Genomic DNA, 22,835 nt, shown 5'->3' with positions numbered 1-22,835 from the left:
GTCGACGCGTTCGGCGTTAACAAGGGGCCCTTCCTCTACCTCAGGCTTTAAGAAGGTGCCCTTCCTTACCCCGCGGTTCAGCAGGCGGTGCCGCCGAGCTTCACCGAGCCGGGCGCGGAGGCCGTGCCGTTGGCGGTGAAGCCGACCGTCACCGACGCGCCGGCCGCCAGCGAGGACGCCCAACCGGGTGCGGCGGCGGTGACCGTCGTGCCGGACTGGGTGACGGTGGCGTTCCAGCCGCTGGCCAGGCTCACCCCGGCCGGCCAGGTCCACGTCACCGACCACGGGTTGACCGCCCCGGTGCCGGTGTTCGTCACGGTCAGCTCGCCCTGGAAGCCGCCCTGCCACGCGTTGACCTGCCGGTAGGTCGCCGTGCACCCGCCGCTCGGCGCGGGCGTGGTCGGCGGGGGCGTGGTCGGGCCGGGTGTGGTCGGCGTCGGGCCGGGCGTGGTGGTGGTGGGGGTCGGCGTGGGGCCGCTCCCGCCGCCGGTCGGCGGGATCAGGTAGGGCTGGAGGATCGCCTGCTTGGCGGTGTTGATGGTGGTCCAGTCGTCCAGGGCGATGCCTCCGGTGTCACCGGAGTTCGGGTTCCACGACCAGTAGGTGAAGGACATCCCGTCGACTCCGGTGCCGGTGTAGGCCATCAGCTTCTCCAGCCACACCTTGTCCCGCGGGTCGGCCAGGGTGCTGCCGAACTCGCCCATCATGATCGGCGCGATGTTCTGCTTGTGCAGGTAACCCCAGTACTTGTCCCAGATCGCCGGCAGGTTGTCCGGGAACTCCGGCGCCTTGAACCAGTTCTGCTCGTAGACGCTGGTGGCGTACTCGTGCGGGGAGTAGACCAGCCGGTTGGCCACGTTCAGCCGGACCGGGAACTGGCCGGCCTTGGACAGGTTGCCGCCCCACCAGCCGCAGTCCTCGTCGTTGCTGGGGTCGTTGTCCCAGACATTGGAGAGGCCGCCGCTGGGGCAGCTCACCCCCTCGACGAAGATCAGCCAGTTCGGCTGCACCCCGAGGATCGCGTTGCCGGCCCGCTCGGCGGCGAGCCGCCAGTCCCGGGCGGTGTCGCCGCAGCCCCAGCAGGCGCCGGTGGCGGCCGGGTTGGTGCCCTCGGCGTGCGGTTCGTTGTGCAGGTCGGCGCCGATCACGGTGGTGTTGCCCGCGTACCGCTGGGCGAGCATCTTCCAGTCGTTGATCCACGTCGCCTCGGAGACGGTCGGCGTGTACCACAGCGGTGACTGCCCGGCCGCGGTCGGCCGGTGCCGGTCCAGGATGATCCGCATCCCCTTGCTGCCCGCGTAGTCGATGACCTTGTCGAGGATCTGCAACGGTGACAGGCCGACCAGATCCGGGTTGACGAAGTCGTTGACCCCGCTGGCGGTGGCACCCGGCTTCAGGGCGTCGTTCGAGTACGGCACCCGCAGCGTGTTGTAGCCCAGGCTCGCCATCTTGTCGATCTGTCCCCGCCAGGGGTTGTTCGACCAGAGCCCGTGGAAGGTCTTGTTGTCGGTCTCCATGCCGAACCAGTTGATGCCGGTGATCCGGACCGTCGCTCCGGTGCTGTCGACGATCTTGTTACCGCTGGTGTGCAGGTAGCCCGTACCGGTGCCGGCAGGGGCGGCGGCGGCCGGCGAGGTGGTGACGGCGGCGGCGACGAGGACGCCGGCCGCGGCGGTGGCGAGCGCGGCGAGCGCGCCGCCGAGGACGGTGGGTCGGGGCATGAAAGCTCCACTTCGGATGCCCGCCGCCGCTCACGGCGGCGCGGACGGAGGGCCAGGTGGGTGGTCACGCTCTTTCCGGGGTACGCGGACAGACCGCCCCGGTGGCGTCACGCGGACGCCGGCACTCGCTGGTGGGCCGCACACGTCCCGACGGTGAAAGGTCACCGTCGACGCCCTGGTGCCGGCCCCGACCTGGCTCTGCCGCCCATTGTGATCAGCCCAGGTCGATGCGTCAACCACCCCACCCGTGCCCCCGCCCGCGAGCTCCTGTCGTGCCGCCGGCCGGCAACTTCGCCGAAGATGTCCCCTCCCGCGCGCCGGAGCCAGCGCTTTCCCCGAAGTTGTCGCCGCCGGTCGACGAGTGTGGTCAACAGGAAACCCCGGTCCCCGTGCGGGGGACCGGGGTTTCCGGGTGGATCGGGTTCAGCCGGCCTGCTCGGCGAGCTGGAGGAACTGCCGCTTGGAGGCGAGGGCCTGCTCGGCCTCCTTGACCCGGCGGGCGTCACCGGCGGCCTGGGCGCGGGCCAGCCGCTCCTCGGCCTCGGCCACCTGGGCCCGCATCTGGGCCAGCAGCGGGTTGTCCTCCTTGGTGGTACGCCGCCACGCGGAGTCCATCACCTCGCGGACCTTGTCGTCGACCGCCCGCAGCCGCCGCTCCAGTCCGGCCGCCGCCTCGCGGGGCACCCGGCCGGCCTCGTGCCACTGGGCCTGGATCTCGCGCAGCTTCGCCTGCGCACCCTTCGGGTCACCGTCGACGTCCAGGGCCTCGGCCTCGGCCAGCAGTGCCTGCTTGCGCTCCAGGTTGCCGCGCTGCTCGTTGTCCCGCGCCGAGAACACCTCGCTGCGCCGGGTGAAGAACTCGTCCTGCGCGGCCCGGAACCGTTCCCAGAGCTTCTGCTCGGCCTCCTTGGAGGCGCGCGGGGCGGCCTTCCACTGCGTCATCAGGTCCTTGAGCTGGTTGGCGGTGGCCGCCCAGTCGGTGGAGTCCTTCAGCTTCTCGGCCTCGGCGACCAGTTCCTCCTTGGCCCCCTGCGCCTGCTTGCGCTGCTGGTCGAGGGAGGCGAAGTGGGCACCCCGACGACGGGTGAACCCGTCCCGGGCGGCGGCGAACCGCTTCCACAACTCGCCGTCGGTCTTCTTGTCGACGCCGCGGATGGTCTTCCACTCGTCGAGGATCTCCTTGAGCCGGTCGCCGGCGGTCTTCCAACCGGTCGACTCGGCGGCCAGCTTCTCCGCCTCCTCGACCAGGGTCGTCTTGCGGGCCAGCGCCTCGCCCCGGGCGGCCTCCTTGGCGGCCTTGGCCTCGCCGGCCTTCTCCTCGGCGACGGTGGCGAGCTTGTCCAGGCGGGCGGCCAGGGCGTCGATGTCGCCGACCACGTGCGCCTCGGCCAGCGAGCCGCGGATCCGGCGGATCGTGCTCAGCGAGTGCCCGGCGTCGGCCGCGCCCGAGTTGAGGCGAGCCTCGGTCAGGTCCACTTCGGTCACCAGGTCCGCGAAGCGGCGGGCGAAGTGGGCCAGGCCCTCCTCCGGTGCTCCTGCCTGCCAGGATCCGACCACCCGCTCGCCCTCGGCGGTCTTCACGTACACGGTGCCGTCCGCGTCCACCCGTCCGAAGGCAGTCCAGTCGCTCATGTGCCCATCCTCGTTCTCCCGGCGTCGAGGAGCCAGCCCCTCGGTCGCCGCCACGGCGCAGCCAACTTTCTCCGGGCATTGTCACAGGTCCGACCCGGTTCCCGTCGAGCGCCTATCGCCGACCGTGACCATACGGTGTCCTACCACCCACCTACCGCCATGCGGACAGGTGTGTCGGAATTCGCCGTACGGTGTACCGTACGGCATACGGTTGGTTCGGCACCCGGCCGTGACCGCCGCCGAGGAGGAACAGATGACCCGATCCCAGACCCAGCTCACCCCGCCGGCGGACCCAGGTTTCACGCCGGCCCCGGCCGACCTCGCCGAGCTGGACGAGTGGTTCCGGCGCTACGACGCCCTGGCCGAGGCGGGAGACGTGGCGGGTACCGCCGATCTCGCGATGTTCCCGCTGAACACGGTCACCGACGACGGCGCCGGCCAGGGCTCGGCCCGGCAGCTCGACCGCGCCGCGTACCTGGAGATGATGGGCGGAGTCCTCGCCGGTGGCGGAGGCGACCTGACGATGGAGTCGCGACGCACGCCGTACTTCCTCACCGGGAGCCTGGTCGTCGTCTTCACCGACGCCGAGTTCACCGTCGACGGGGCGAAGCAGCGGGTTCGCTACGCCGACCTGCTGGTGAAGAGCGACGGCCAATGGCGGTTCCAGACCATGGTCCAGGGCGGCTGGGGCGGCCAGGCCGGCTGAGCGGCGACCGCGACGGGGCGAGGGCGGACGGCGAGGTCCGGGTGGGCGTGGCCGGTGCGACCGATACGGTTGCCTCGTGTCACTGGTCGCCGCCGCCGTCTGCCCCCACCCGCCGCTGATCGTCCCCGAGCTGGCCGGTGCGGCCGCCCCCGAGCTGGACCAGCTTCGCGCCGACTGCGACGCCGCTGTCGCGGGGCTGCTCGCCAGCGGCGCGGAGAGCATCTTCGTCGTCGGCGGTGACGACCGCGACGCCAGTCCGGACTTCCCGTTCCGGGGCACCTTCGCCCCCTGGGGACTGCCGATCGAGGTCCATCTCGGGCGGCTTCCGGATCGGCCGGGCACCGACGGCCTTCCGCTCAGCCTGCTCGTCGGTGCCTGGCTGCTCGGTCGGCGACAGCCGGAAACGCCACGCCGGATCAGCTGGCGGATGGCCACCGCGGCACACGACGCCACCGTCGAGGAATGCGCCGCCCGGGGCGCCCGGATCGGCTCCACCCGACCCTGGGGAATGCTGGTGATGGGCGACGGGTCGGCCTGCCGGGGCCCGAAGTCGCCCGGCTACGACGACCCGCGCGCCGAGGCGTACGACGAAGGGGTTGCCCGGGCCCTGGCCGGCGCGGACGCCCAGGCCCTGCTCGACCTGGACCCGGGACTGTCGGCGGAGCTGATGGTCGCCGGGCGGGCGCCCTGGCAGGTGCTGGCCGGGGCGGTACGCGCGGCGGGCGGCGAGTGGCGCGGCGAGCTGCGCCACCACTCGGCGCCCTACGGCGTGGCCTACCTGGTGGCGTCCTGGGAGCGGGCGTGACCGTCGTCGCGGTGGTCGGACCCACCGCGGCGGGCAAGTCGGCGCTGAGCATCGCCCTCGCCCACGCCCTCGACGGCGAGGTGGTCAACGCCGACTCGATGCAGCTCTACCGGGGGCTGGACATCGGCACCGCCAAGCTCACCCCGGCCGAACGCGAGGGCGTGCCGCACCACCTGCTGGACGTCTGGGAGGTGACCGAGCCGGCGAGCGTCGCGGAGTACCAGCGGCTGGCCCGCGCGGCGGTCGACGACATCCTCGCCCGGGGGCGGGTGCCGTTGCTGGTCGGCGGCTCCGGGCTGTACGTGCGGGCGGTGCTGGAACGGTTCGAGTTCCCCGGCACCGACCCCGCGGTCCGGGAACGGCTGGAGGCGGAGCTGGCCGCCGGAGGGCCCGCGCCGCTGCACGCCCGGCTGCGCGAGGCCGACCCGGAGGCGGCGGCGAGCATCCTGCCCGGCAACGGCCGGCGGATCGTCCGCGCGCTGGAGGTGATCGAGCTGACCGGCGCCCCGTTCACCGCGTCGCTGCCGGAACCCACCCCGTACTACCCGTCGGTGCAGCTCGGCGTCGACCTGGACACCGCGCTGCTGGATGAGCGGATCGCGCTGCGGGTGGACCGGATGTGGGCCGACGGTCTGGTCGCGGAGACCCGCGAGCTGGTCGGCCGGGGCCTGCCCGGGGGGCGTACCGCCAGCCGGGCCCTCGGCTACCAGCAGGTGCTGCGGTTCCTGGCCGGCGAGTCGACCGAGGCGCAGGCGCACGACGAGACGATCCGGGCCACCCGTCGCTTCGTCCGCCGGCAGCGGTCCTGGTTCCGCCGCGACCCGCGGATCCACTGGCTGGACGCGGCCGCCCCGGATCTGATCGAGGCCGCCCTGCGCCTGGTGCCCGCGACTGCGCGATGATGGAGGCGTGCAGTTCACCAAGGGCCACGGCACCGGCAACGACTTCGTCATCCTCCCCGATCCGGACAACCAGCTCGATCTGACCCCGGGGCAGGTGGCGGCGCTCTGCGACCGTCGACGCGGCCTCGGTGGCGACGGCGTGCTGCGGGTGGTCCGGGCGGCGAAGCACCCCGAGGGCGAGGCGATGGCCGGCGAGGCCGAGTGGTTCATGGACTACTGGAACGCCGACGGGTCGTTCGCCGAGATGTGCGGCAACGGTGCCCGGGTGTTCGTCCGCTACCTGGTCGAGGGCGGGCTGGCCATCCCCGCCGGGCAGGCCCCGCTGCCGGTCGCGACCCGGGCCGGCGTCGTGCGCGCGGTGGTCGACGGTGACACCGTCGCCGTCGAGATGCGCCGCCCCCGGGTGTACGACGCGTCGGTCGCCACCCTGGGCGGGCTGACCCTGACCGGGGCGGCGGTGGACGTGGGCAACCCGCACCTGGTCTGCGCCCTGCCGGCCGGGCTGGACCTGGGCTCGCTGGACCTGACCCGCGCCCCGGAGTTCGACCCGGCCGTCTTCCCGGCCGGGGTGAACGTCGAGTTCACCGCCACCGGGGACCCGGTGGACGACGTCGACGGGCACGTGCTGATGCGGGTCTACGAACGCGGCTCCGCCGAGACCCTGTCCTGCGGGACCGGGGCGTGCGCGGTGGCGGCGGTGGCCCTGCGCGACGCCGGCCGGGACACCGGGGTGGTCGCCGTCGACGTGCCCGGCGGTCGACTCACCGTGACCCTGACCGACGACTCCTGCTGGCTGGCCGGCCCCGCCGTCCTGGTAGCCACCGGCGACACCCTTCCCCCCACCCCCTGACACGCTCCCCACCCCCCACCCCACCCACCCACCCCACCCACCCACCCCACCCCCGCGATCTTGCAGTTTCGGTCGCCGGAATGGGGATTTCGTCCCTTATGCCTCGACACAAAGTGCAAGATCGCGGAGGTGGGGGAGTGGGGGAGTGAGAGTGGGGGTGGGGCGGGGTGGGGGCTGCGCGGGGTTACGGGGTGGCGCTGGCGTTGGCGGCGATCTCGGGGAGGTCGGCCGGGCCGGGGTCGGCGGCGGGGGGTGGCGTCACCGCCGGGTTCTGGGCGGCGGCGCGGACGGCCGCGGCGACGGCCGGGGCCACCCTCGGGTCGAAGACGCTCGGCACGATCACCGTCGGGTTGATCTTCTCCTCGCCGACCACGTCGGCGATGGCCCGCGCGGCGGCGATCGCCATCTCCTCGGTGAACTCCTCGGCGTGGGCGTCGAGCATGCCCCGGAACACGCCCGGGAAGGCGAGCACGTTGTTGATCTGGTTCGGCTGGTCGGAGCGACCGGTGGCGACCACCGCGGCGTGCTTGCGCGCCTCCCGGGGGTCGACCTCCGGGTCCGGGTTGGCCAGGGCGAAGACGATCGAGTCCTTGGCCATGGTGGCGATGTCGTCGCCGGTGAGCAGGTTCGGCGCGCTGACGCCGATGAACACGTCCGCGCCCCGGAGCGCGCCGGGCAGGTCGCCGGAGTAGTTCTCCTTGTTGGTGTTCTCGGCCAGCCACTGCCAGGCCGGGTTGAGGTCGGGCAGCCCACGGTGCAGGGCGCCCTGCCGGTCGTACGCGATGATGTCGCCGACGCCCTGGCGCAGCAGCAGCTTCATGATCGCGGTGCCGGCGGCGCCGGCGCCGGAGACCACCACCCGGACGTCCGCGAGCTGCTTGCCCACGACGCGCAGCGCGTTGGTCAGCGCGGCGAGCACGCAGATGGCGGTGCCGTGCTGGTCGTCGTGGAAGACCGGGATGTCCAGCGCCTCGCGCAGCCGGGCCTCGATCTCGAAGCAGCGCGGCGCGGCGATGTCCTCCAGGTTGATCCCGCCGTACGCCGGAGCGATCGCCTTGACGATCTGCACGATCTCGTCGGTGTCCTGGGTATCCAGCACCACCGGCCACGCGTCGACCCCGCCGAACCGCTTGAACAGCGCCGCCTTGCCCTCCATCACCGGCAGCGACGCGGCCGGCCCGAGGTTGCCCAGGCCGAGTACGGCCGAACCGTCGCTGACCACGGCGACGGTGTTGCGCTTGATGGTCAGCCGGCGGGCGTCCGCCGGGTTCTCCGCGATGGCCATGCAGACCCGGGCGACCCCCGGGGTGTACGCGCGGGACAGCTCGTCCCGGTTGCGCAGCGCGACCTTCGGGCTGACCTCGATCTTCCCGCCCAGGTGCAGCAGGAACGTCCGGTCGGAGACCTTGCGGACGTCCACGCCGTCCAGCGCGGTGAGCGCCTCGACCACCTGGTCGGCGTGGCCGGCGTCGGCGGTGTCGCAGGTCAGGTCGACGATCACGTGGGTGGGGTCTGAGTCGACCACGTCGAGGGCGGTGACGATGGCCCCGGACTCGCCGACGGAGGTGGTTAGCCGTCCGATCGAGGAGGCGTCCGCGGTCACCGCGATCCGGATGGTGATCGAGAACCCGGCACTCGGGAGTCGGGTGATGGCCACGTGTGTTTCCTCCGTCGACGCTGAGCGGTTACGCCCCGCATTTCTACTCGCCCGCCGAGGTGGAGTGGCATCCGGCCCCGCTACCGGTGGGTACGAGCACGGGCATATAGCGGGTGCGTCCCGCGTTGACACATGTCAGGATTGCGTTCTACGTAACCAGACGGACAGGAGACCGAGTTTGCGAGAGCAGGAGACCTACGTTCCCAACGAGGACGACGAGCTCGACGCCACCACCGGTGAGTTCGAGCTGTCGGAGCGGCAGGCGTTGCGGCGGGTCCCCGGCCTCTCCACCGAGCTGACCGACGTCACCGAGGTCGAATACCGCCAGCTGCGCCTGGAGCGCGTCATCCTGGTGGGTGTCTGGACCGAGGGCAGCCAGAGTGACGCGGAGAACTCCCTGACCGAGCTGGCCGCGCTGGCGGAGACCGCCGGCTCGCAGGTCCTGGAGGGGCTCATCCAGCGCCGCAACCGGCCCGACCCGGCCACCTACATCGGCCGCGGCAAGGTCGACGACCTCGGCGCGGTGGTGCTGTCCACCGGTGCCGACACCGTCATCTGCGACGGCGAGTTGTCCCCGTCGCAGCTGCGCAACCTGGAGCAGCGCACCAAGGTCAAGGTGGTCGACCGGACCGCCCTGATCCTGGACATCTTCGCCCAGCACGCGAAGAGCAAGGAAGGTAAGGCGCAGGTCGAGCTGGCCCAGCTGGAATACCTGCTGCCCCGGCTGCGCGGTTGGGGTGAGACCCTCTCCCGGCAGACCGGTGGTAGCGGTCGCGGCGGCGGCGCCGGCGGTGGCGTGGGCGTGCGTGGTCCCGGTGAGACCAAGCTGGAGACCGACCGGCGGCGGATCCGCCACCGCATCTCCCGGTTGCGCCGGGAGATCAAGGCGATGCGGACGGTACGCCAGACCAAGCGCGCCCGGCGCTCGCGCAACGCGGTGCCGGCGGTCGCCATCGCCGGCTACACCAACGCCGGCAAGTCCAGCCTGCTCAACCGGCTGACCGGGGCGGGCGTGCTGGTGGAGAACGCGCTGTTCGCCACCCTGGACCCGACGACCCGCAAGGCCACCACGTCGGACGGGCGGCTCTACACGCTGTCCGACACGGTCGGCTTCGTCCGGCACCTGCCGCACCAGATCGTCGAGGCGTTCCGCTCGACGCTGGAGGAGATCGCCGACGCCGACCTGGTGGTGCACGTGGTCGACGGCACCCACCCCGACCCGGAGGAGCAGGTCCGCGCGGTGCGCGAGGTGCTCGCCGAGGTCGGTGCCGACCGGTTGCCGGAACTACTGGTCATCAACAAGACCGACGCCGCCGACGAGGAGACGCTGCTGCGGCTCAAGCGGCTCTGGCCGGACTCCGTCTTCGTCTCCGCCCACACCGGGCGGGGTGTCGACGGGCTGCGCGAGGCCGTCGAGGGGCGGCTGCCCCGCCCGGCGGTGGAGATCCGGGCGGTGCTCCCGTACGACCGGGGTGACCTGGTCGCCCGGCTGCACCGACAGGGCGAGGTGCTCAGCACGTCGCACCTTCCGGAGGGCACCCTGCTGCACGTGCGGGTCAACGAGGCGCTCGCCGCGGAGCTGGCACCCTACGAGACCGGGACGGACCGGATGGTCGGGCACCGGTCCTGAGGCGTCCGTGTCGACGTGCGGCGCCGGTGACTCCCGGTGCCTGGACCGCGAACGTTCACGGTGTCGCTGACCCGCCGTAGGCGCTTCCTGGCCTACGGCGGGTTGCGTCATTAAGAGGCGCGGCGGCTCTCCGACCGGCACCCGGGGCCGACCCGAGCGTGAAATCGCGTTCTGGTCCGGCGGTCGCCGGGCCGGTGCCAGACTGGGCGGGTGAGTCCCGGCGGCGCTCCGGCGCCGGTCGACCCGACCCGGCAGGTGGAGAAGATGTCCAACGACAAGGAGATCCGTTCCTTCCGGCTCGACACGCCGGACGAAGCGCTCACCGACCTGCGACGCCGGATCTCGGCCACGCGCTGGCCCGCCCGGGAGCTGGTCACCGATCGTTCCCAGGGCGTGCAGCTGGCGACGCTGCGGGAGCTGGCCCGCTACTGGACCACCGATCACGACTGGCGCGCGTTGCAGGCGAAGCTGAACGCCCTGCCGCAGTACACGACGGACATCGACGGTGTCGAGATCCACTTCATCCACGTACGGTCGCAGCACGAGAACGCCCTGCCGCTGATCATGACGCATGGCTGGCCGGGCTCGGTCGTCGAACTGCTCGGGGTCGTCGGCCCGCTCACCGATCCGACCGCGTACGGCGGACGGGCCGAGGACGCCTTCCACCTGGTGCTGCCGTCCCTGCCCGGCTACGGCTTCTCGGGCGAGCCGACCGAGCTCGGCTGGGATTCCATTCGCATGGCACGGGCGTGGGTGGAACTGATGGACCGCCTCGGCTACCCGCGCTACGTCGCTCAGGGGGGCGACGTCGGCGCCGCCGTCACGGACGCGATGGGCCGTCAAGCACCCGAGGGGCTGCTCGGCATCCACGTCAACCTGCTCGCCGGGGCGATCGGTCTCAAGGATCAACTGCCGGCTGAGTCCGAGCAGGAACGCGCGGCGCACGAGGCGCTCAACACGTTCACGACGGACGGCTTCGGCTACTTCCTGGAGCAGTCGACCCGGCCGCAGACGATCGGCTACTCCCTGCTGGATTCACCGGTCGGGCTGGCGGCCTGGATGCTCGACCACGACACGGACAGCTACTACAAGATCTCCCGCGCGTTCGTGGACGGCGAGCCCGTGGGTGGTCTCACCCGGGACAGCGTTGTCGACAACATCACGCTGTACTGGCTGACGGGCACCGGGGCCTCGGCCGCCAGGTGGTACTGGGAGTTCGGACGAACCCAGGCCGCAGCCCTTGCGTCCGGTCAGGCTCCTCCGGCGGTCGCGGTCCCGGTCGGTTTCACGACGTTCGCCGGTGAGATCTGGGCGGCGCCGCGCAGTTGGGTGGAGGCGGTCTACCCCGGCCTCGCGTACTTCAACGAGGTCGACCGCGGCGGCCACTTCCCGGCCTGGGAGGAGCCGGACCTGTTCGCGGCCGAGGTGCGGGCCGCGTTCCGTCCGATACGGGAGTCCTGAGCATCCCGGGTCTGGTCCCGCTCGGCCCGCTGTTCGAGGTGGCCGAGGAAACGTCCGGCGATCTGTGGCACGAGTCCGGCCAACCGTCGTTGTCGGCGGTCCCCCGAACGTCCGTTGCCAGGCGTCCGTCCCCGGTCGTCCGGACCACGGGTATCCCGTACGGGACATGCGACACTAGCGAGATGCGCCGCGTACTCTCCTCGGTCACGGTCGCGCTCAGCCTGCTGGGCGCGACCGTGGCGTGGGCCGGGGTGGCCCTGGCCGGCTCCGCCCCCGCCGCGTCTGCCGTCACCCTCGCCGCCGCTCAGAAGCGGTGCACGGTGACCGACGACCGCCTCCGCGAGGTTTCCGGCCTGGTGGCGACGAAGAGCGGTTACATCGTCGTGAACGACGGCACGGACGACGAGAGTCGCAAGCGCGTGTTCTTCCTCGACACCAAGTGCAAGATCGCCAAGGACCCGGTGCGCTACACCGGCTCCGGGCCCTTCGACACCGAGGACCTGGCGCTCTCCCCGAACGGCAGAACGCTCTGGATCGCCGACACCGGCGACAACGTCACCAGCAAGACCCGCCGCGAGCGGGTGGCGGTGTGGAGCATGCCGGTCAGCGGTTCGAAGCAGCCCGTCCTGCACCGCCTGTCGTACCCGGAGGGCAAGCCGCGCGACGCCGAGGCGCTGCTCATCAACGGCGACGGCAAGCCGCTGGTCATCACCAAGGTGACCACCGGCAAGGCCGAGATCTTCACCCCCGCCGGCGCCCTGCGCAACGGCGACACCGAACCCGTGCCGATGAAGAAGGTCGGCGAGGTCACCCTGCCGAAGACCGACACGGAGAACCGGCTGGGCGCGCTCGGCCGGACGGCGGTCACCGGTGCGGCCCGCTCGCCGGACGGATCCCGCGTCGTCCTGCGCACCTACGCCGACGCCTTCGAGTACGACGTCACCGACGGTGACGTGGTGGCCGCGTTGGCCAAGGGCACCCCCCGCGTCACCGCCCTGGCCGACCCGTTCGGTGAGGCGATCTCGTACACACCGGACGGCAAGACGTTCGTGACCATTTCCGACGGCGGCCAGTTGGAGGCCGACGAACCGATCGACATCCTGGCCTACAAGCCGTCCACCGAGGGCGCGAAGGCGATCGCCGGCGCGGCCGCGCCCAAGGCCGGCGGGGAGCAGTCCTGGTTCGACGGCCTCTCCCTCCAGGACATCACCTACCTGATCGGCGCGGTCGGTCTGATCGGTGTACTCATGGTCGGCGCGGGAGTCTTCGGCATCGTGCGGGCCCGGCGGAACCCACCGCCGGCGGACCGCGACGACGACGGGCCGGACCGGGACGACGATCCGGACGACGGCGTGGGCTTCCCCGGCTCGGACGGCCCCCTCCGCGCGGGCGGGTACGGCGCGGCGCCGGCCGCCGGCGTCTACGGGGCGCCGGCCGGTGTCGCCCGCTCCGGTGCGGTCCCGCCCGGTGGACGCGGTGGGGCCGCGCCGGTCGGTGGCGCGGTGTACGGCGGCGGGCGGGCCGGTGGCGGTGGACCGGCCGGCGGGGGCGTCTACGGCGGTGGTCGACCGGCCGGCGGCGGTGCCGGTGTCTACGGCGGTCGGTCGGGTGGCGGACCTACCGGCGGGGCGGTGCCGGCCGGTGGTCGTGGCGGCGTGCCGGCCGGTGGTCGTGGCGGCGTGCCGGCCGGTGGTCGTGGCGGCGTGGCGGATCACGGTCGCGGCGGCGGCCCCCGCGGCGAGGCACCCCGAGGCGACGGACCCCGGGGCGGCCGTCCACGGGGCGAGGCACCCCGGGACGAGGGTCGCCGGGGTGGCCGGTCGTCGGTCGGTGGGCGCGGCGGTAGCGGCGTCTACGGCGGCGGGCCGGTCTCGGGCGGGCCGGTCTCGGGTGGGCCGAGCGGCGGTGGGCAGCCGGATCGTGGGCGTGCCTACGGCGGTGGGCGGGCGGAACCGCCACGCCGGGGCCAGGACCAGGAGCCGCGCGGCCAGCGGTCGGGCCGGCGGCGTGACGACGACGGTTACCCCGACGAGCGGGGCGGACCCTACGGCCAGCTTCCCGGTGGCGGACGCGGCTACCGGGGCGACCGTTACTGAGCCGATCCGGCGAGTCGGGTGGGAACCCGGCCGTCAGAGGCGGCGGCCGGCCAGTCCCGGCTTGACCTCCGAAGGTGCCGACAGGTGCGCGAGGTCGTCCGGGTGACCGTTCGCTGAACGGTCACCCGCAGGGCGACGCTCAGATGCGGCGGAGCACCGCGACGACCCGACCCATGATCGTCGCGTCGTCGCCGGGGATCGGGTCGAAGGCCGGGTTCTGCGGCATGAGCCAGACGTGCCCGTCCCGGTGCCGGTAGGTCTTCACCGTCGCCTCGCCGTCGAGCATGGCGGCCACGATCTCACCGGAGTCGGCGGTCGGCTGCTGCCGGACGACCACCCAGTCGCCGTCGCAGATCGCCGCGTCGAGCATCGAGTCGCCCTTGACCTGGAGCATGAAGACCTCGCCCTCACCCACCAGCTCACGGGGGAGGGGGAAGATGTCCTCCACCGCCTGCTCGGCGAGGATCGGCCCACCGGCGGCGATGCGACCGAGCATCGGCACGTAGGCCGGGGTGGGTCGCTGCGCCCGGGACGCCTCGTCGTCGACGTCGCTGGGTGCCCGGACGTCCACCGCGCGGGGCCGGTTGGGGTCGCGGCGCAGGAAGCCCTTCTTCTCCAGCTCCTTGAGCTGGTAGGCGACGCTGGACGGCGAGACCAGCCCGACCGCCTCGCCGATCTCGCGGACGCTCGGCGGGTAGCCGTGCCGATCCACCCAGGTGCGGATGAACTCCAGGATCCGGCGTTGCCGGGCGGTCAGGTCGACCGTCGTCGGGTCGGGGAAGCTGCTCACCACCGGAGTGACCGCGCGTACGGCGGCGGGCTGCCCGGCGCGGCTGCGCGCGGCGCCGCGGCGTCGGGTGGCCGGCGGACCCGCCTCGGTGATCTGCTGCGGGCTCTTCGGCCGGCTGGCCCGGTCCTCGGTCACGTCCGTCCTCCCTGGTCGGCGCTGGGTGCCTCGGCGGCTCGTGGCGCGTGTGGTGTGGTGCTGCGGATCGGCGGTGGATCGCCGATGCCGGTTGTTGATGACCGTATAGGTGAGATCAGTCATTTTCAAACATCTGTACGACCTTGCTCGGCGTGTCGGGGTGAAAAACCGATCGGTTCGTACTCCTGTTCTGATAAATGGTACGTCGGGTCGGACGGTCGTTCGATCCCGGCGGTTCGGCGGCGGCTCCGGACCGGGTGGCCGGTAACCCTCGGGGCGCTCGACCGTTGGGCCTCCGGGCTGGCCGGCGGAGGGTCGGGAGGGGGTGTCGACGGTGACGCGCCGGACACGCCGACCAACTTGACCTCGGATCGTCGGCGACATACGGTCGACCCCTAGATGTAGTAGTGACACGGGCGTAAGTCGCCTACAGGTTGGGTTCGACTACCGACCGCACTCCCGTACCTTCGACACGGCGAGGTCCATCGGATGATGGCTCCGCCGGGCCGACGTGTGCCCGGAGCGCGGTCGGCGTGCCCGCGATCGATGAGGAGGTCGGGCGATGCGGTGTCCGTACTGCCGGCACCCCGACTCCCGGGTGGTCGACTCGCGGGAGGCCGATGACGGCCAGTTGATCCGCCGCCGGCGATCCTGCCCGGAGTGCGGCAAGCGGTTCACCACCGTCGAGGAGGCGGTGCTCGCGGTGGTCAAGCGCAGCGGGGTGACCGAGCCGTTCAGTCGTACGAAGATCATCGGCGGGGTGCGCAAGGCCTGCCAGGGCCGGCCGGTGGACGAGGACTCGATCGCGCTGCTGGCGCAGAAGGTCGAGGAGACCGTCCGCGCCAAGGGGGCCGCCGAGATCCCCAGTCACGACGTGGGACTGGCCATCCTGGGCCCGTTGCGGGACCTGGACGAGGTGGCCTACCTGCGGTTCGCCAGCGTCTATCGATCGTTCGACTCGCTCGCCGACTTCGAGCAGGAGATCGAGACGCTGCGGGCCGCCGCACGCGCCCGCGAGGGCGCCGGGGTCGACGACGCGGCCACGGCCGCCGGCCGTACGCATTGATTGTGCAGTTTTGAGACATTCTCCAGCGCGCGGCGGGTGGCCGCGCGGACGAGGGGGCGGACGACAGATGGGGGACGGTGTGACAACGAGCAGGTCACGGACGAAGGCCGGTGCGGGGCTCAAGGTCGAGCGGGTCTGGACCACCGAGGGGGTGCACCCCTACGACGAGGTCGCGTGGGAGCGGCGCGACGTCGTCATGACGAACTGGCGGGACGGCTCGATCAACTTTGAGCAGCGCGGCGTGGAGTTCCCGGAGTCGTGGAGCGTCAACGCGGCCAACATCGTCACCACCAAGTACTTCCGGGGCGCCGTGGGCACCCCGGAGCGGGAGTGGTCGCTGCGCCAGCTCATCGACCGGGTGGTCACCACCTACCGCACCGCCGGTGAGGAGTACGGCTACTTCGCCGGCCCGGCCGACGCCGAGATCTTCGCCCACGAGCTGACCTGGATGCTGCTGCACCAGGTGTTCAGCTTCAACTCGCCGGTGTGGTTCAACGTCGGCACCGCCTCACCCCAGCAGGTCAGCGCCTGTTTCATCCTGGCCGTCGACGACTCGATGGACTCCATCCTGGACTGGTACAAGGAGGAGGGGCTGATCTTCAAGGGCGGCTCCGGCTCCGGCGTCAACCTGTCCCGGATCCGGTCGTCGCGGGAGTTGCTCTCCTCCGGCGGCAACGCCTCCGGCCCGGTCAGCTTCATGCGCGGCGCGGACGCCTCCGCCGGCACCATCAAGTCCGGCGGCGCCACCCGGCGCGCGGCGAAGATGGTCATCCTGGACGTGGACCACCCGGACATCCAGGAGTTCGTGGTCACCAAGGCGCGCGAGGAGGACAAGATCCGCGCGCTGCGCGACGCCGGGTTCGACATGGACCTGGGCGGTTCCGACATCGTCAGCGTGCAGTACCAGAACGCCAACAACTCGGTCCGGGTCTCCGACGAGTTCATGACGGCGGTGCAGAACGGCGGCGGTTTCGACCTGCGGGGCCGGCTCGACGGGGCGACCATCGAGACGGTCGACGCCAAGAAGCTGTTCCGTTCCATCGCCCAGGCCGCCTGGGAGTGCGCCGACCCCGGCCTCCAGTACGACGACACCATCAACGACTGGCACACCTGCCCGGAGACCGGGCGGATCACCGCGTCGAACCCGTGCTCGGAGTACCTGCACCTGGACAACTCCTCGTGCAACCTCGCCTCGCTGAACCTGATGAAGTTCCTCCGCGCCGACGGTGGCTTCGAGGTGGAGAAGTTCGTCCGGAGTGTCGAGCTGGTCATCACCGCGATGGACATCTCGATCTGCTTCGCCGACTTCCCGACCGAGAAGATCGGCGAGACCACCCGCGCCTACCGGCAGTTGGGCATCGGGTACGCCAACCTGGGCGCGCTGCTGATGGCCTCCGGCCTGCCGTACGACTCGGAGCAGGGTCGCTCGGTCGCCGCCGCGATCACCTCGCTGATGAACGGCACCGCCTACCGCCGCTCGGCCGAGCTGGCCGGGATCGTCGGCGCGTACGACGGCTACGCCCGCAACGCCGAGCCGCACAAGCGGGTGATGCGCAAGCACGCCGCGGCCAACGACGAGATCAAGCCGACCAGCCCGGTGGCGACCGCGATCGTCCGCGAGGCGACCCGGCAGTGGACCCAGGGCAACAAGCTCGGCGACAAGTTCGGCTGGCGGAACTCGCAGGCCAGCGTCCTCGCGCCGACCGGCACCATCGGCCTGATGATGGACTGCGACACCACCGGCGTCGAGCCCGACCTGGCGCTGGTCAAGTTCAAGAAGCTGGTCGGCGGCGGCTCGATGCAGATCGTCAACCAGACGGTGCCGCGTGCCCTGCGCAGCCTCGGCTACCCCGAGGAGCAGGTCGAGGCGATCGTCGAGCACATCGCCGACCATGGTCACGTGGTGGACGCCCCCGGCCTCAAGCCGGAGCACTACCCGGTGTTCGACTGCGCGATGGGTGAGCGTTCGATCGCCCCGATGGGTCACGTGCGGATGATGGCGGCGGTCCAGCCGTTCATCTCCGGCGCCATCTCCAAGACGGTCAACATGCCCGAGCAGGCCACCGTCGAGGACGTCGAGAAGATCTACTTCGAGGGCTGGAAGCTCGGCCTGAAGGCGCTGGCGATCTACCGCGACAACTGCAAGGTCGGCCAGCCGCTGTCGGTGGCCAAGCCGAACAAGGCCGTCGAGTCGGCCCCGGCTGTCGTCGAGACCGCCACGCCCGAGAAGGTCGTGGAGAAGGTCGTCGAGTACCGCCCGGTGCGCAAGCGGCTGCCGAAGAAGCGTCCGTCGCAGACGGTCAGCTTCTCCGTCGGCGGCGCCGAGGGTTACCTGACCGCGTCGTCCTACCCGGACGACGGCCTCGGCGAGGTCTTCCTCAAGATGTCGAAGCAGGGCTCGACCCTCGCCGGGGTGATGGACGCCTTCTCGGTGGCCATCTCCATCGGCCTCCAGTACGGCGTGCCGCTGGAGACGTACGTCAGCAAGTTCACCAACATGCGCTTCGAGCCGGCCGGCATGACCGACGACCCGGACGTGCGGATGGCCGCGTCGGTGATGGACTACATCTTCCGTCGCCTGGCGCTGGACTTCCTGCCCTACGAGCGTCGCGCCGAGCTGGGCATCTTCACCGCCAAGGAGCGGGCCGCGCAGCTGCGGGCCGAGGCGGAGGCGGAGGCCAGCGGCACGGACCTCACCGCGATGGCCGCCTCCGCCCCGGTCGAGGCGCCGACCGAGCCGAAGACCGGCCCGGTCGCCCAACCGGCGCAGGAGACCGCCGACGTCGCCGCCGCGAAGCCGGCGCCGCCGGTCGGTTCCAGCACCGAGCTGCTGGAGGCCGTGATCGGCAAGGCCGCCGACGCGCCGCTCTGCTTCACCTGCGGTACGAAGATGCGCCCGGCCGGTAGCTGCTACGTCTGCGAGGGCTGCGGCTCCACCAGCGGCTGCAGCTGAAACCGGGATGGTTGGTGTGTCTCCTGTCGCCAGCCTCCGAAGGAAGCACCGAATGGCATCGCTCTGGTGAAGCGCCATAGCAGGTGCCTCCCATCCGAATTCGGATGGGAGGCACCTGCTTCGGGCGTACCGGGAAGGGCAGACATGTCGGTGAACGTCGTCTAGCTGCGCCCCGTCGATCGCGACCAGGAACCCCGATGACGAGCGCCGGCCACTGCCGTCCGGGCCAGAGCCGGTCAGTATCCGGACGGACCCACCACTGAGCGCTACCTCATGCGGTTCGGGCGTCGAGGACGCAGTCAACGGCCGTGTAGAGGGTCTCGGTTTCGGCCTTCAGGATCGACGCCTCGGCGGGCAGGGCTCGTTCGATCGAGAGCCCGTTGAGGACGGTGAGCAGGAATCTCACTCGGCGCGCGTGGTCTTCCTTGGGTAGCGCGCCTTCGTCGGCGAGAACCGTCAGCCAGTACTCGATGCGGCGCCAACCCTCCCGCTCCATGGCGAGATACGCCGCACGCACCTCCTCGGTCGGGTCGGATGTGATGTACGCCTCGTGCGCCCTGCTCCACGCCTCCCGTGCCTGCTCCCCGACGCCGGCGGGGGCGAGCACTTGCCGGAGGCAGTTGACCAGTCGATCCCGGGCGGGTAGCGATCGGTCGTGGATCGGGTCGTCCGGGAACACGTGGTCGTAGATTCTGGCGAGCACGGCGTCCTGTAGCGCGCGCTGGGTCGGGAAGTGGAACCTGAGCGAGCCCGTGCTCACCCCGGCCCGTGCGGCGACCGCACGCACACTCAGCCGCGCGGTCACATCCTCCCCGAACATCGCCACCGCAGCCGCGAGGATCCGTTCTCGCGAGCCGGTGCTCCTGTCGTCCTGTGTCATCCCTGCCACCTCCTATTACATCGTACTAGCACGCCGTGCTAGCGTTGGCACTGACACAGCGTGTTAGTGATGGCGGCGGTCAAGGGCGAGCGAGGGAAACGTGATCGAGGACTGGCGGCGACAGCGGGCAGCCAAGCGCATCAAGAGCGGAGACGGGCGGGCGTTGAAACGCCTCCGCTGGTGGCAGCTGCCCTTCCGCGCAATCTTCTACCTCCCGCTGCCGCACGGGGATGGTCGGCAGACGATCTATGCCGTCGACATCCCACGCCGGACCGACCCGGACGGCGGCAAGGCGAGAGCGCACCTGTACCTCGACGGCAGACACCACGCCGAGTCCAAGCTCCCGGCGGCCTTCCCCGTCGAGGGCGGCACCATTCACGTGGCGATCAGTGCATTCGGGATCAAGCGCTGCCACTACGTCACCACCAGCGGCGCGGAGCACCAGCTCACTCCCGATCCGAAGTCCGCCGAAGGGCGCCGTGCCCGCCTCGAACGCAATCACCCGGCGCTGAGCCGCTCGATCGGTTTCCTCTCGGTGCTGATGCTCCTCATCGGCGCCGGCCTGAACCTGTTGCAGCTCGCCGAACCCATTTCGCAGGCTCCCGCGATCGCCGAGAACATCGGAACCTTCGAATCGCCCATCCACCTACCGATCTGGCTCAACTTTGCCCTCGCCGTCGGGGCCGTATTGGGAAGCACCGAGCGGGCACTCCGCCTGCGTTTCAGCGCGCTCGACCAACTCGGGAAATAACCACATCCACAAGAGGAAGCCGTGAGCACGATGAACAAGGCAAACTGGCTGATCACTCCGGGCGAGCCCCGCAACGGGCCGTCAGTTCCAGATGGAGTGGAGTACCACCGGGTCCTCGCCGGCGACAAACGCCGGGTCGGTCGCGGCATCCTCGCGATCTTCCTCCTGCTGGCAGGGTTCGTCATCTTCCCGACGCTCATCGGGGTGGCGACCACGCTCATCGACGCGCAGCTCGGCGGGACGCCGCCGACCGAGGGCCGCACCGAATACACGCCGCTCAAACACGCCGGTTCGATGATCTCCCTCGCCCTGCTCATCCCGTGGAGCATGCTGATTCAACGGTGGCTCTACGGTGTGCCCGGTAGGTCCCTGCACTCCGTGACGTCGCGGTTCCGCTTCGACCTGTTCGGCAAGGCGCTCTTCGTCTTCGGTCCCATCTGGCTGATCGTCGGCGCCCTCGGCGCCCTCACGCCCCCCGAGACGGCCCCGTGGTCGCACACCGACCTCCTCGCCTTCTTCATCGCCACGATCCTCCTGACTCCGCTGCAGGCGGCCGGCGAGGAGTACGGCGTGCGGGGGCTCATCTTCCGCGTCGTCGGCAGCTGGACGCGCAGCCGGCGGGCGGGACTGATCGCCGGGGTGGTGATCACGAGCGTGCTGTTCACGGCCGCTCACGGCTCAACGGATCCGTACATCAACATCTGGTATCTGGCGCTCTGGGCGAGCCTGGCCATCATCACCTGGCGTACCGGCGGCCTCGAGATTGCGATCATGCTGCACGCCATCTTCAACACCGTCAGCCTCCTCCTGGCCACGTACTTCCGCATGGATCTGGGTGGCGCGCTGCAGGACCGCTCGTCCGGGGTCGGTACGCCGTACCAGATCGTCCCCGCCTTTGTCGTCATCGTCATCGCCGCGATCGTCTGGTGGTGCACCCGAAAGACCGGACCGGCACTCACCACGGGCGGTGGTCAGACCAGTACCTAGGCGGCGGAGACGCCGCCAGCACGAGGGGGCCGGACGGTTGTCCGGCCCCCTCGCCGCGTCCCCGGCCGTTCCTCCCACGGGGTCGTCACCGGTTGAGTGACACGGGGGGTGCCAGCCGTCCCGGCGTCACTGACGTCGAGTGGATCCATGCCGCCCGACGTCAGCGGGCGTGCTGTTGCTGGCAGGGCATGCAGAAGCGCGCGTGCGGCAGCACCTCCAGGCGCTCGGTGGGGATCGGGCCGGCGCACCGCTCGCACCTGCCGTACCGCCCCTCGGCGATACGGCGCAACGCGTCACCGACCTGCTGCACGCTCCGCCGGGCGGCCGCGATCATCGCCTGCCGGTTGTGCGCTTCGCCTGGGTCGCCGGTGTCCGCGGTGAGCTGCGTCAGCCGCGCGGTGTGCACCTGGAACTCGTGGGTCAGTGCGGCCCGCAGGTCATCGAGGCGGGATCGCTCGTCCGGGTGGAGATGGGTGGTCATGGAGTCCTCCGGGAAAAGAAAAAGGGCCGAAGCGCTGACGCTTCGCCCTGGTGGCTGGTCTGAGAGAACACCGAGCGCCACGGGGGACCACGTCCGGACGGGCTCGGCAGCGTGCGGACCGCCGACCCGGCGGGGGACGGCGCGACGGTACGCACCAGCCGGATCCACGGGGCGGCGGACCACGCGGCCCGGCCGGCGACAGCCCGGGCAGGTGTCGTCACGACGACGCCTGTCTGCTGAACCGTCCGATGCATCCGGCAACCATAGGCCGGGTCTCACGGGGAGCCAACCGGCTTACCGATCGCCAGGCGTCGTGAGCGCCTCCGGACCGGCGACCTCGGAGCCGGCATGGCCCGGTCAGTCGCGGGCGCGTTCGTGGCGCAGCAGGACCACGCCGTTGCCGAAGGTGCGGGTGCCGGCCAGCCGCATCGGGTGGCGGTCGCCGTCGGCCGGGAACATCCGCCGCCCCGCGCCGACAAGCACCGGGTGTACGTAGATCCAGTACTCGTCGACCAGGTCAAGTCGGGCGAATGCGGCTGCCAGCTCCGCCCCGCCGACCGCGATGTCGCCGCCCGGCCGGGTCCTGACCCGGCGGATCTCCTCCGGGTCGACCTCACGGACCAGGGTCGCGTTCGGGCCGACCGTGGCCAGGGTGCGCGAGTAGACCACCTTCGGCGTGTCCCGCCAGATCCCGGCGAACTCGGCCATCGGCGCGTCGGCCTCGGGATCCTGGTCGGCCGTCGGCCAGAACGACTCCATCAGCTCGTAGGTGCGCCGCCCCTCGTGGAACTCGGCCATCTGACGCAGCTCGTCGTTGAAGTGGCCGTGCAGCTCGTTGTCGACCTGGTGCCAGCCGATGTCGCCGTCGGGTCCCTCGAAGAACCCGTCCACAGACACGTTCATCTGAACGACGACCTTCGCCATGATCCCGCCCTCCGGTCCGCTTCTGGTGGCTGATCCACTCGCCTTCATCGAAACCGGGGTGTCCGCACGCGACAGCCCCCCGACCTCAATGATGCCGAGTGGATCAAGTGGGCCGCCCGCCGCGGTGCGGCCTGAACGGTCCCTAGACTGGGCCCGGTGACCGGAGAGCGACGACCGCTGGCTGACCGGCCGCTCACCGAGCCGCACCCGTCCCGCCTCGCGCCGGGGCACCCGGACCGGGAGCGGATCCTCGCCGCGCACGCCGCCGCGCTGCGTGCCGGAGATGCCGGTTACCTCGACCCGGCCACCGGCCTGTTCGTGCTCAGCGCGGGTTTCCTGGCCCGGCGCGGCACCTGCTGCGGACGCGGCTGCCGGCACTGCCCGTACGTCGACGACCCGGCCTGACGG

At 71.3% G+C, this 22,835-nt stretch carries 19 protein-coding genes; 12 read left to right on the top strand and 7 right to left on the bottom strand.

The window, feature by feature from the left end:
- Positions 1-77: 77 nt before the first annotated feature.
- Together D7223_RS06695 and D7223_RS06690 are read right to left on the bottom strand one after the other, a co-directional pair.
- Positions 78-1,721 (bottom strand): cellulase family glycosylhydrolase, encoded by a 1,644-nt coding sequence (locus tag D7223_RS06695; protein WP_120726126.1) that lies wholly within the window; start codon positions 1,719-1,721, stop codon positions 78-80.
- A gap of 423 nt (positions 1,722-2,144) precedes the next feature.
- A complete protein-coding gene (locus tag D7223_RS06690; protein ID WP_120726124.1) occupies positions 2,145-3,353 on the bottom strand; it encodes a DUF349 domain-containing protein in 1,209 nt (402 codons plus the stop codon).
- Positions 3,354-3,606: 253 nt separating this feature from the next.
- Here D7223_RS06690 and D7223_RS06685 point away from each other — a divergent pair, with 253 nt between their 5' ends.
- From D7223_RS06685 to dapF, 4 genes are all read left to right on the top strand, one after another.
- A complete protein-coding gene (locus D7223_RS06685; RefSeq protein ID WP_186832252.1) occupies positions 3,607-4,059 on the top strand; it encodes a nuclear transport factor 2 family protein in 453 nt (150 codons plus the stop codon).
- A 76-nt stretch (positions 4,060-4,135) separates the two neighbouring features.
- A complete protein-coding gene (locus D7223_RS32710) occupies positions 4,136-4,864 on the top strand; it encodes a class III extradiol dioxygenase subunit B-like domain-containing protein (RefSeq protein WP_158610833.1) in 729 nt (242 codons plus the stop codon).
- A complete protein-coding gene (gene miaA, locus D7223_RS06675; protein WP_120727050.1) occupies positions 4,747-5,766 on the top strand; it encodes a tRNA (adenosine(37)-N6)-dimethylallyltransferase MiaA in 1,020 nt (339 codons plus the stop codon). Before D7223_RS32710 ends, miaA begins: the two co-directional genes overlap by 118 nt.
- A 7-nt stretch (positions 5,767-5,773) precedes the next feature.
- Positions 5,774-6,616: a diaminopimelate epimerase gene (gene dapF, locus D7223_RS06670; RefSeq protein WP_120726119.1), complete on the top strand. Its 843-nt coding sequence runs from the start codon at positions 5,774-5,776 to the stop codon at positions 6,614-6,616.
- Positions 6,617-6,800: 184 nt separating this feature from the next.
- Here dapF and D7223_RS06665 read toward each other — a convergent pair whose 3' ends face one another.
- Entirely contained in the window at positions 6,801-8,273 is a 1,473-nt protein-coding gene (locus tag D7223_RS06665; RefSeq protein WP_120726117.1) for an NAD-dependent malic enzyme, read from the bottom strand.
- A 178-nt stretch (positions 8,274-8,451) separates the two neighbouring features.
- On the opposite strand from D7223_RS06665, the gene hflX reads away from it, so the two are divergent.
- The 3 genes from hflX (at position 8,452) to D7223_RS32705 (ending at position 13,460) form a co-directional block, all read left to right on the top strand.
- On the top strand, positions 8,452-9,903 hold the full coding sequence (gene hflX / locus D7223_RS06660) for a GTPase HflX (RefSeq protein WP_120726115.1): 1,452 nt from the start codon (positions 8,452-8,454) through the stop codon (positions 9,901-9,903).
- Positions 9,904-10,167: 264 nt separating this feature from the next.
- Positions 10,168-11,364, top strand: a complete 1,197-nt coding sequence (locus tag D7223_RS06655; RefSeq protein WP_120727048.1) for an epoxide hydrolase family protein — start codon at positions 10,168-10,170, stop codon at positions 11,362-11,364.
- A gap of 182 nt (positions 11,365-11,546) precedes the next feature.
- Positions 11,547-13,460, top strand: coding sequence for a hypothetical protein (locus D7223_RS32705; RefSeq protein ID WP_158610832.1), 1,914 nt, complete (start codon positions 11,547-11,549; stop codon positions 13,458-13,460).
- 139 nt (positions 13,461-13,599) lie between these two features.
- Here the strand turns inward: D7223_RS32705 and lexA are convergent, their stop codons facing one another.
- Positions 13,600-14,385 carry a transcriptional repressor LexA gene (gene lexA / locus D7223_RS06650; protein ID WP_120726112.1) on the bottom strand — a complete coding sequence of 262 codons (786 nt, stop codon included), beginning with the start codon at positions 14,383-14,385 and terminating at the stop codon, positions 13,600-13,602.
- Positions 14,386-14,947: 562 nt separating this feature from the next.
- On the opposite strand from lexA, the gene nrdR reads away from it, so the two are divergent.
- Positions 14,948-15,451, top strand: a complete 504-nt coding sequence (gene nrdR, locus D7223_RS06645; RefSeq protein WP_120726109.1) for a transcriptional regulator NrdR — start codon at positions 14,948-14,950, stop codon at positions 15,449-15,451.
- Between the two features lie 67 nt (positions 15,452-15,518).
- Positions 15,519-18,404: a vitamin B12-dependent ribonucleotide reductase gene (locus tag D7223_RS06640; protein ID WP_120726107.1), complete on the top strand. Its 2,886-nt coding sequence runs from the start codon at positions 15,519-15,521 to the stop codon at positions 18,402-18,404.
- A gap of 271 nt (positions 18,405-18,675) precedes the next feature.
- On the opposite strand, the gene D7223_RS06635 is transcribed toward D7223_RS06640, so the two are convergent.
- A complete protein-coding gene (locus D7223_RS06635; protein WP_120726105.1) occupies positions 18,676-19,284 on the bottom strand; it encodes a TetR/AcrR family transcriptional regulator in 609 nt (202 codons plus the stop codon).
- 100 nt (positions 19,285-19,384) lie between these two features.
- Here D7223_RS06635 and D7223_RS06630 point away from each other — a divergent pair, with 100 nt between their 5' ends.
- Positions 19,385-20,035 carry a hypothetical protein gene (locus tag D7223_RS06630; RefSeq protein ID WP_120726103.1) on the top strand — a complete coding sequence of 217 codons (651 nt, stop codon included), beginning with the start codon at positions 19,385-19,387 and terminating at the stop codon, positions 20,033-20,035.
- A gap of 30 nt (positions 20,036-20,065) precedes the next feature.
- Positions 20,066-21,022, top strand: coding sequence for a CPBP family intramembrane glutamic endopeptidase (locus D7223_RS06625; protein WP_120726101.1), 957 nt, complete (start codon positions 20,066-20,068; stop codon positions 21,020-21,022).
- Positions 21,023-21,182: 160 nt separating this feature from the next.
- Here the strand turns inward: D7223_RS06625 and D7223_RS06620 are convergent, their stop codons facing one another.
- Both D7223_RS06620 and D7223_RS06615 read right to left on the bottom strand, forming a co-directional pair.
- A complete protein-coding gene (locus tag D7223_RS06620; RefSeq protein ID WP_120726098.1) occupies positions 21,183-21,503 on the bottom strand; it encodes a TraR/DksA family transcriptional regulator in 321 nt (106 codons plus the stop codon).
- Between the two features lie 357 nt (positions 21,504-21,860).
- On the bottom strand, positions 21,861-22,427 hold the full coding sequence (locus D7223_RS06615; RefSeq protein WP_120726096.1) for a dihydrofolate reductase family protein: 567 nt from the start codon (positions 22,425-22,427) through the stop codon (positions 21,861-21,863).
- A 156-nt stretch (positions 22,428-22,583) separates the two neighbouring features.
- Between D7223_RS06615 and D7223_RS06610 the strand changes: the two genes are divergently transcribed.
- Positions 22,584-22,832 (top strand): DUF5522 domain-containing protein, encoded by a 249-nt coding sequence (locus D7223_RS06610; protein ID WP_120726094.1) that lies wholly within the window; start codon positions 22,584-22,586, stop codon positions 22,830-22,832.
- The last annotated feature ends 3 nt before the right edge of the window (positions 22,833-22,835 follow it).

The organism is Micromonospora endolithica (assembly GCF_003626595.1).
Classification (GTDB): Bacteria; Actinomycetota; Actinomycetes; order Mycobacteriales; family Micromonosporaceae; genus Micromonospora; species Micromonospora endolithica.
Note: the sequence above shows the minus strand (reverse complement) of the source record. Positions and strands in the feature narration are given on the sequence as shown.

Excerpts from the sequence above, each read along its gene's own strand:
- D7223_RS32705 (WP_158610832.1), top strand. The coding sequence starts at position 11,547 with ATGCGCCGCGTACTCTCCTCGGTCACGGTCGCGCTCAGCCTGCTGGGC.
- D7223_RS06635 (WP_120726105.1), bottom strand. The coding sequence starts at position 19,284 with ATGACACAGGACGACAGGAGCACCGGCTCGCGAGAACGGATCCTCGCG.
- D7223_RS06685 (WP_186832252.1), top strand. The coding sequence starts at position 3,607 with ATGACCCGATCCCAGACCCAGCTCACCCCGCCGGCGGACCCAGGTTTC.
- D7223_RS06695 (WP_120726126.1), bottom strand. The coding sequence starts at position 1,721 with ATGCCCCGACCCACCGTCCTCGGCGGCGCGCTCGCCGCGCTCGCCACC.
- nrdR (WP_120726109.1), top strand. The coding sequence starts at position 14,948 with ATGCGGTGTCCGTACTGCCGGCACCCCGACTCCCGGGTGGTCGACTCG.
- D7223_RS06655 (WP_120727048.1), top strand. The coding sequence starts at position 10,168 with ATGTCCAACGACAAGGAGATCCGTTCCTTCCGGCTCGACACGCCGGAC.
- D7223_RS06690 (WP_120726124.1), bottom strand. The coding sequence starts at position 3,353 with ATGAGCGACTGGACTGCCTTCGGACGGGTGGACGCGGACGGCACCGTG.
- D7223_RS06640 (WP_120726107.1), top strand. The coding sequence starts at position 15,519 with ATGGGGGACGGTGTGACAACGAGCAGGTCACGGACGAAGGCCGGTGCG.
- D7223_RS06615 (WP_120726096.1), bottom strand. The coding sequence starts at position 22,427 with ATGGCGAAGGTCGTCGTTCAGATGAACGTGTCTGTGGACGGGTTCTTC.
- D7223_RS06620 (WP_120726098.1), bottom strand. The coding sequence starts at position 21,503 with ATGACCACCCATCTCCACCCGGACGAGCGATCCCGCCTCGATGACCTG.
- D7223_RS06625 (WP_120726101.1), top strand. The coding sequence starts at position 20,066 with ATGAACAAGGCAAACTGGCTGATCACTCCGGGCGAGCCCCGCAACGGG.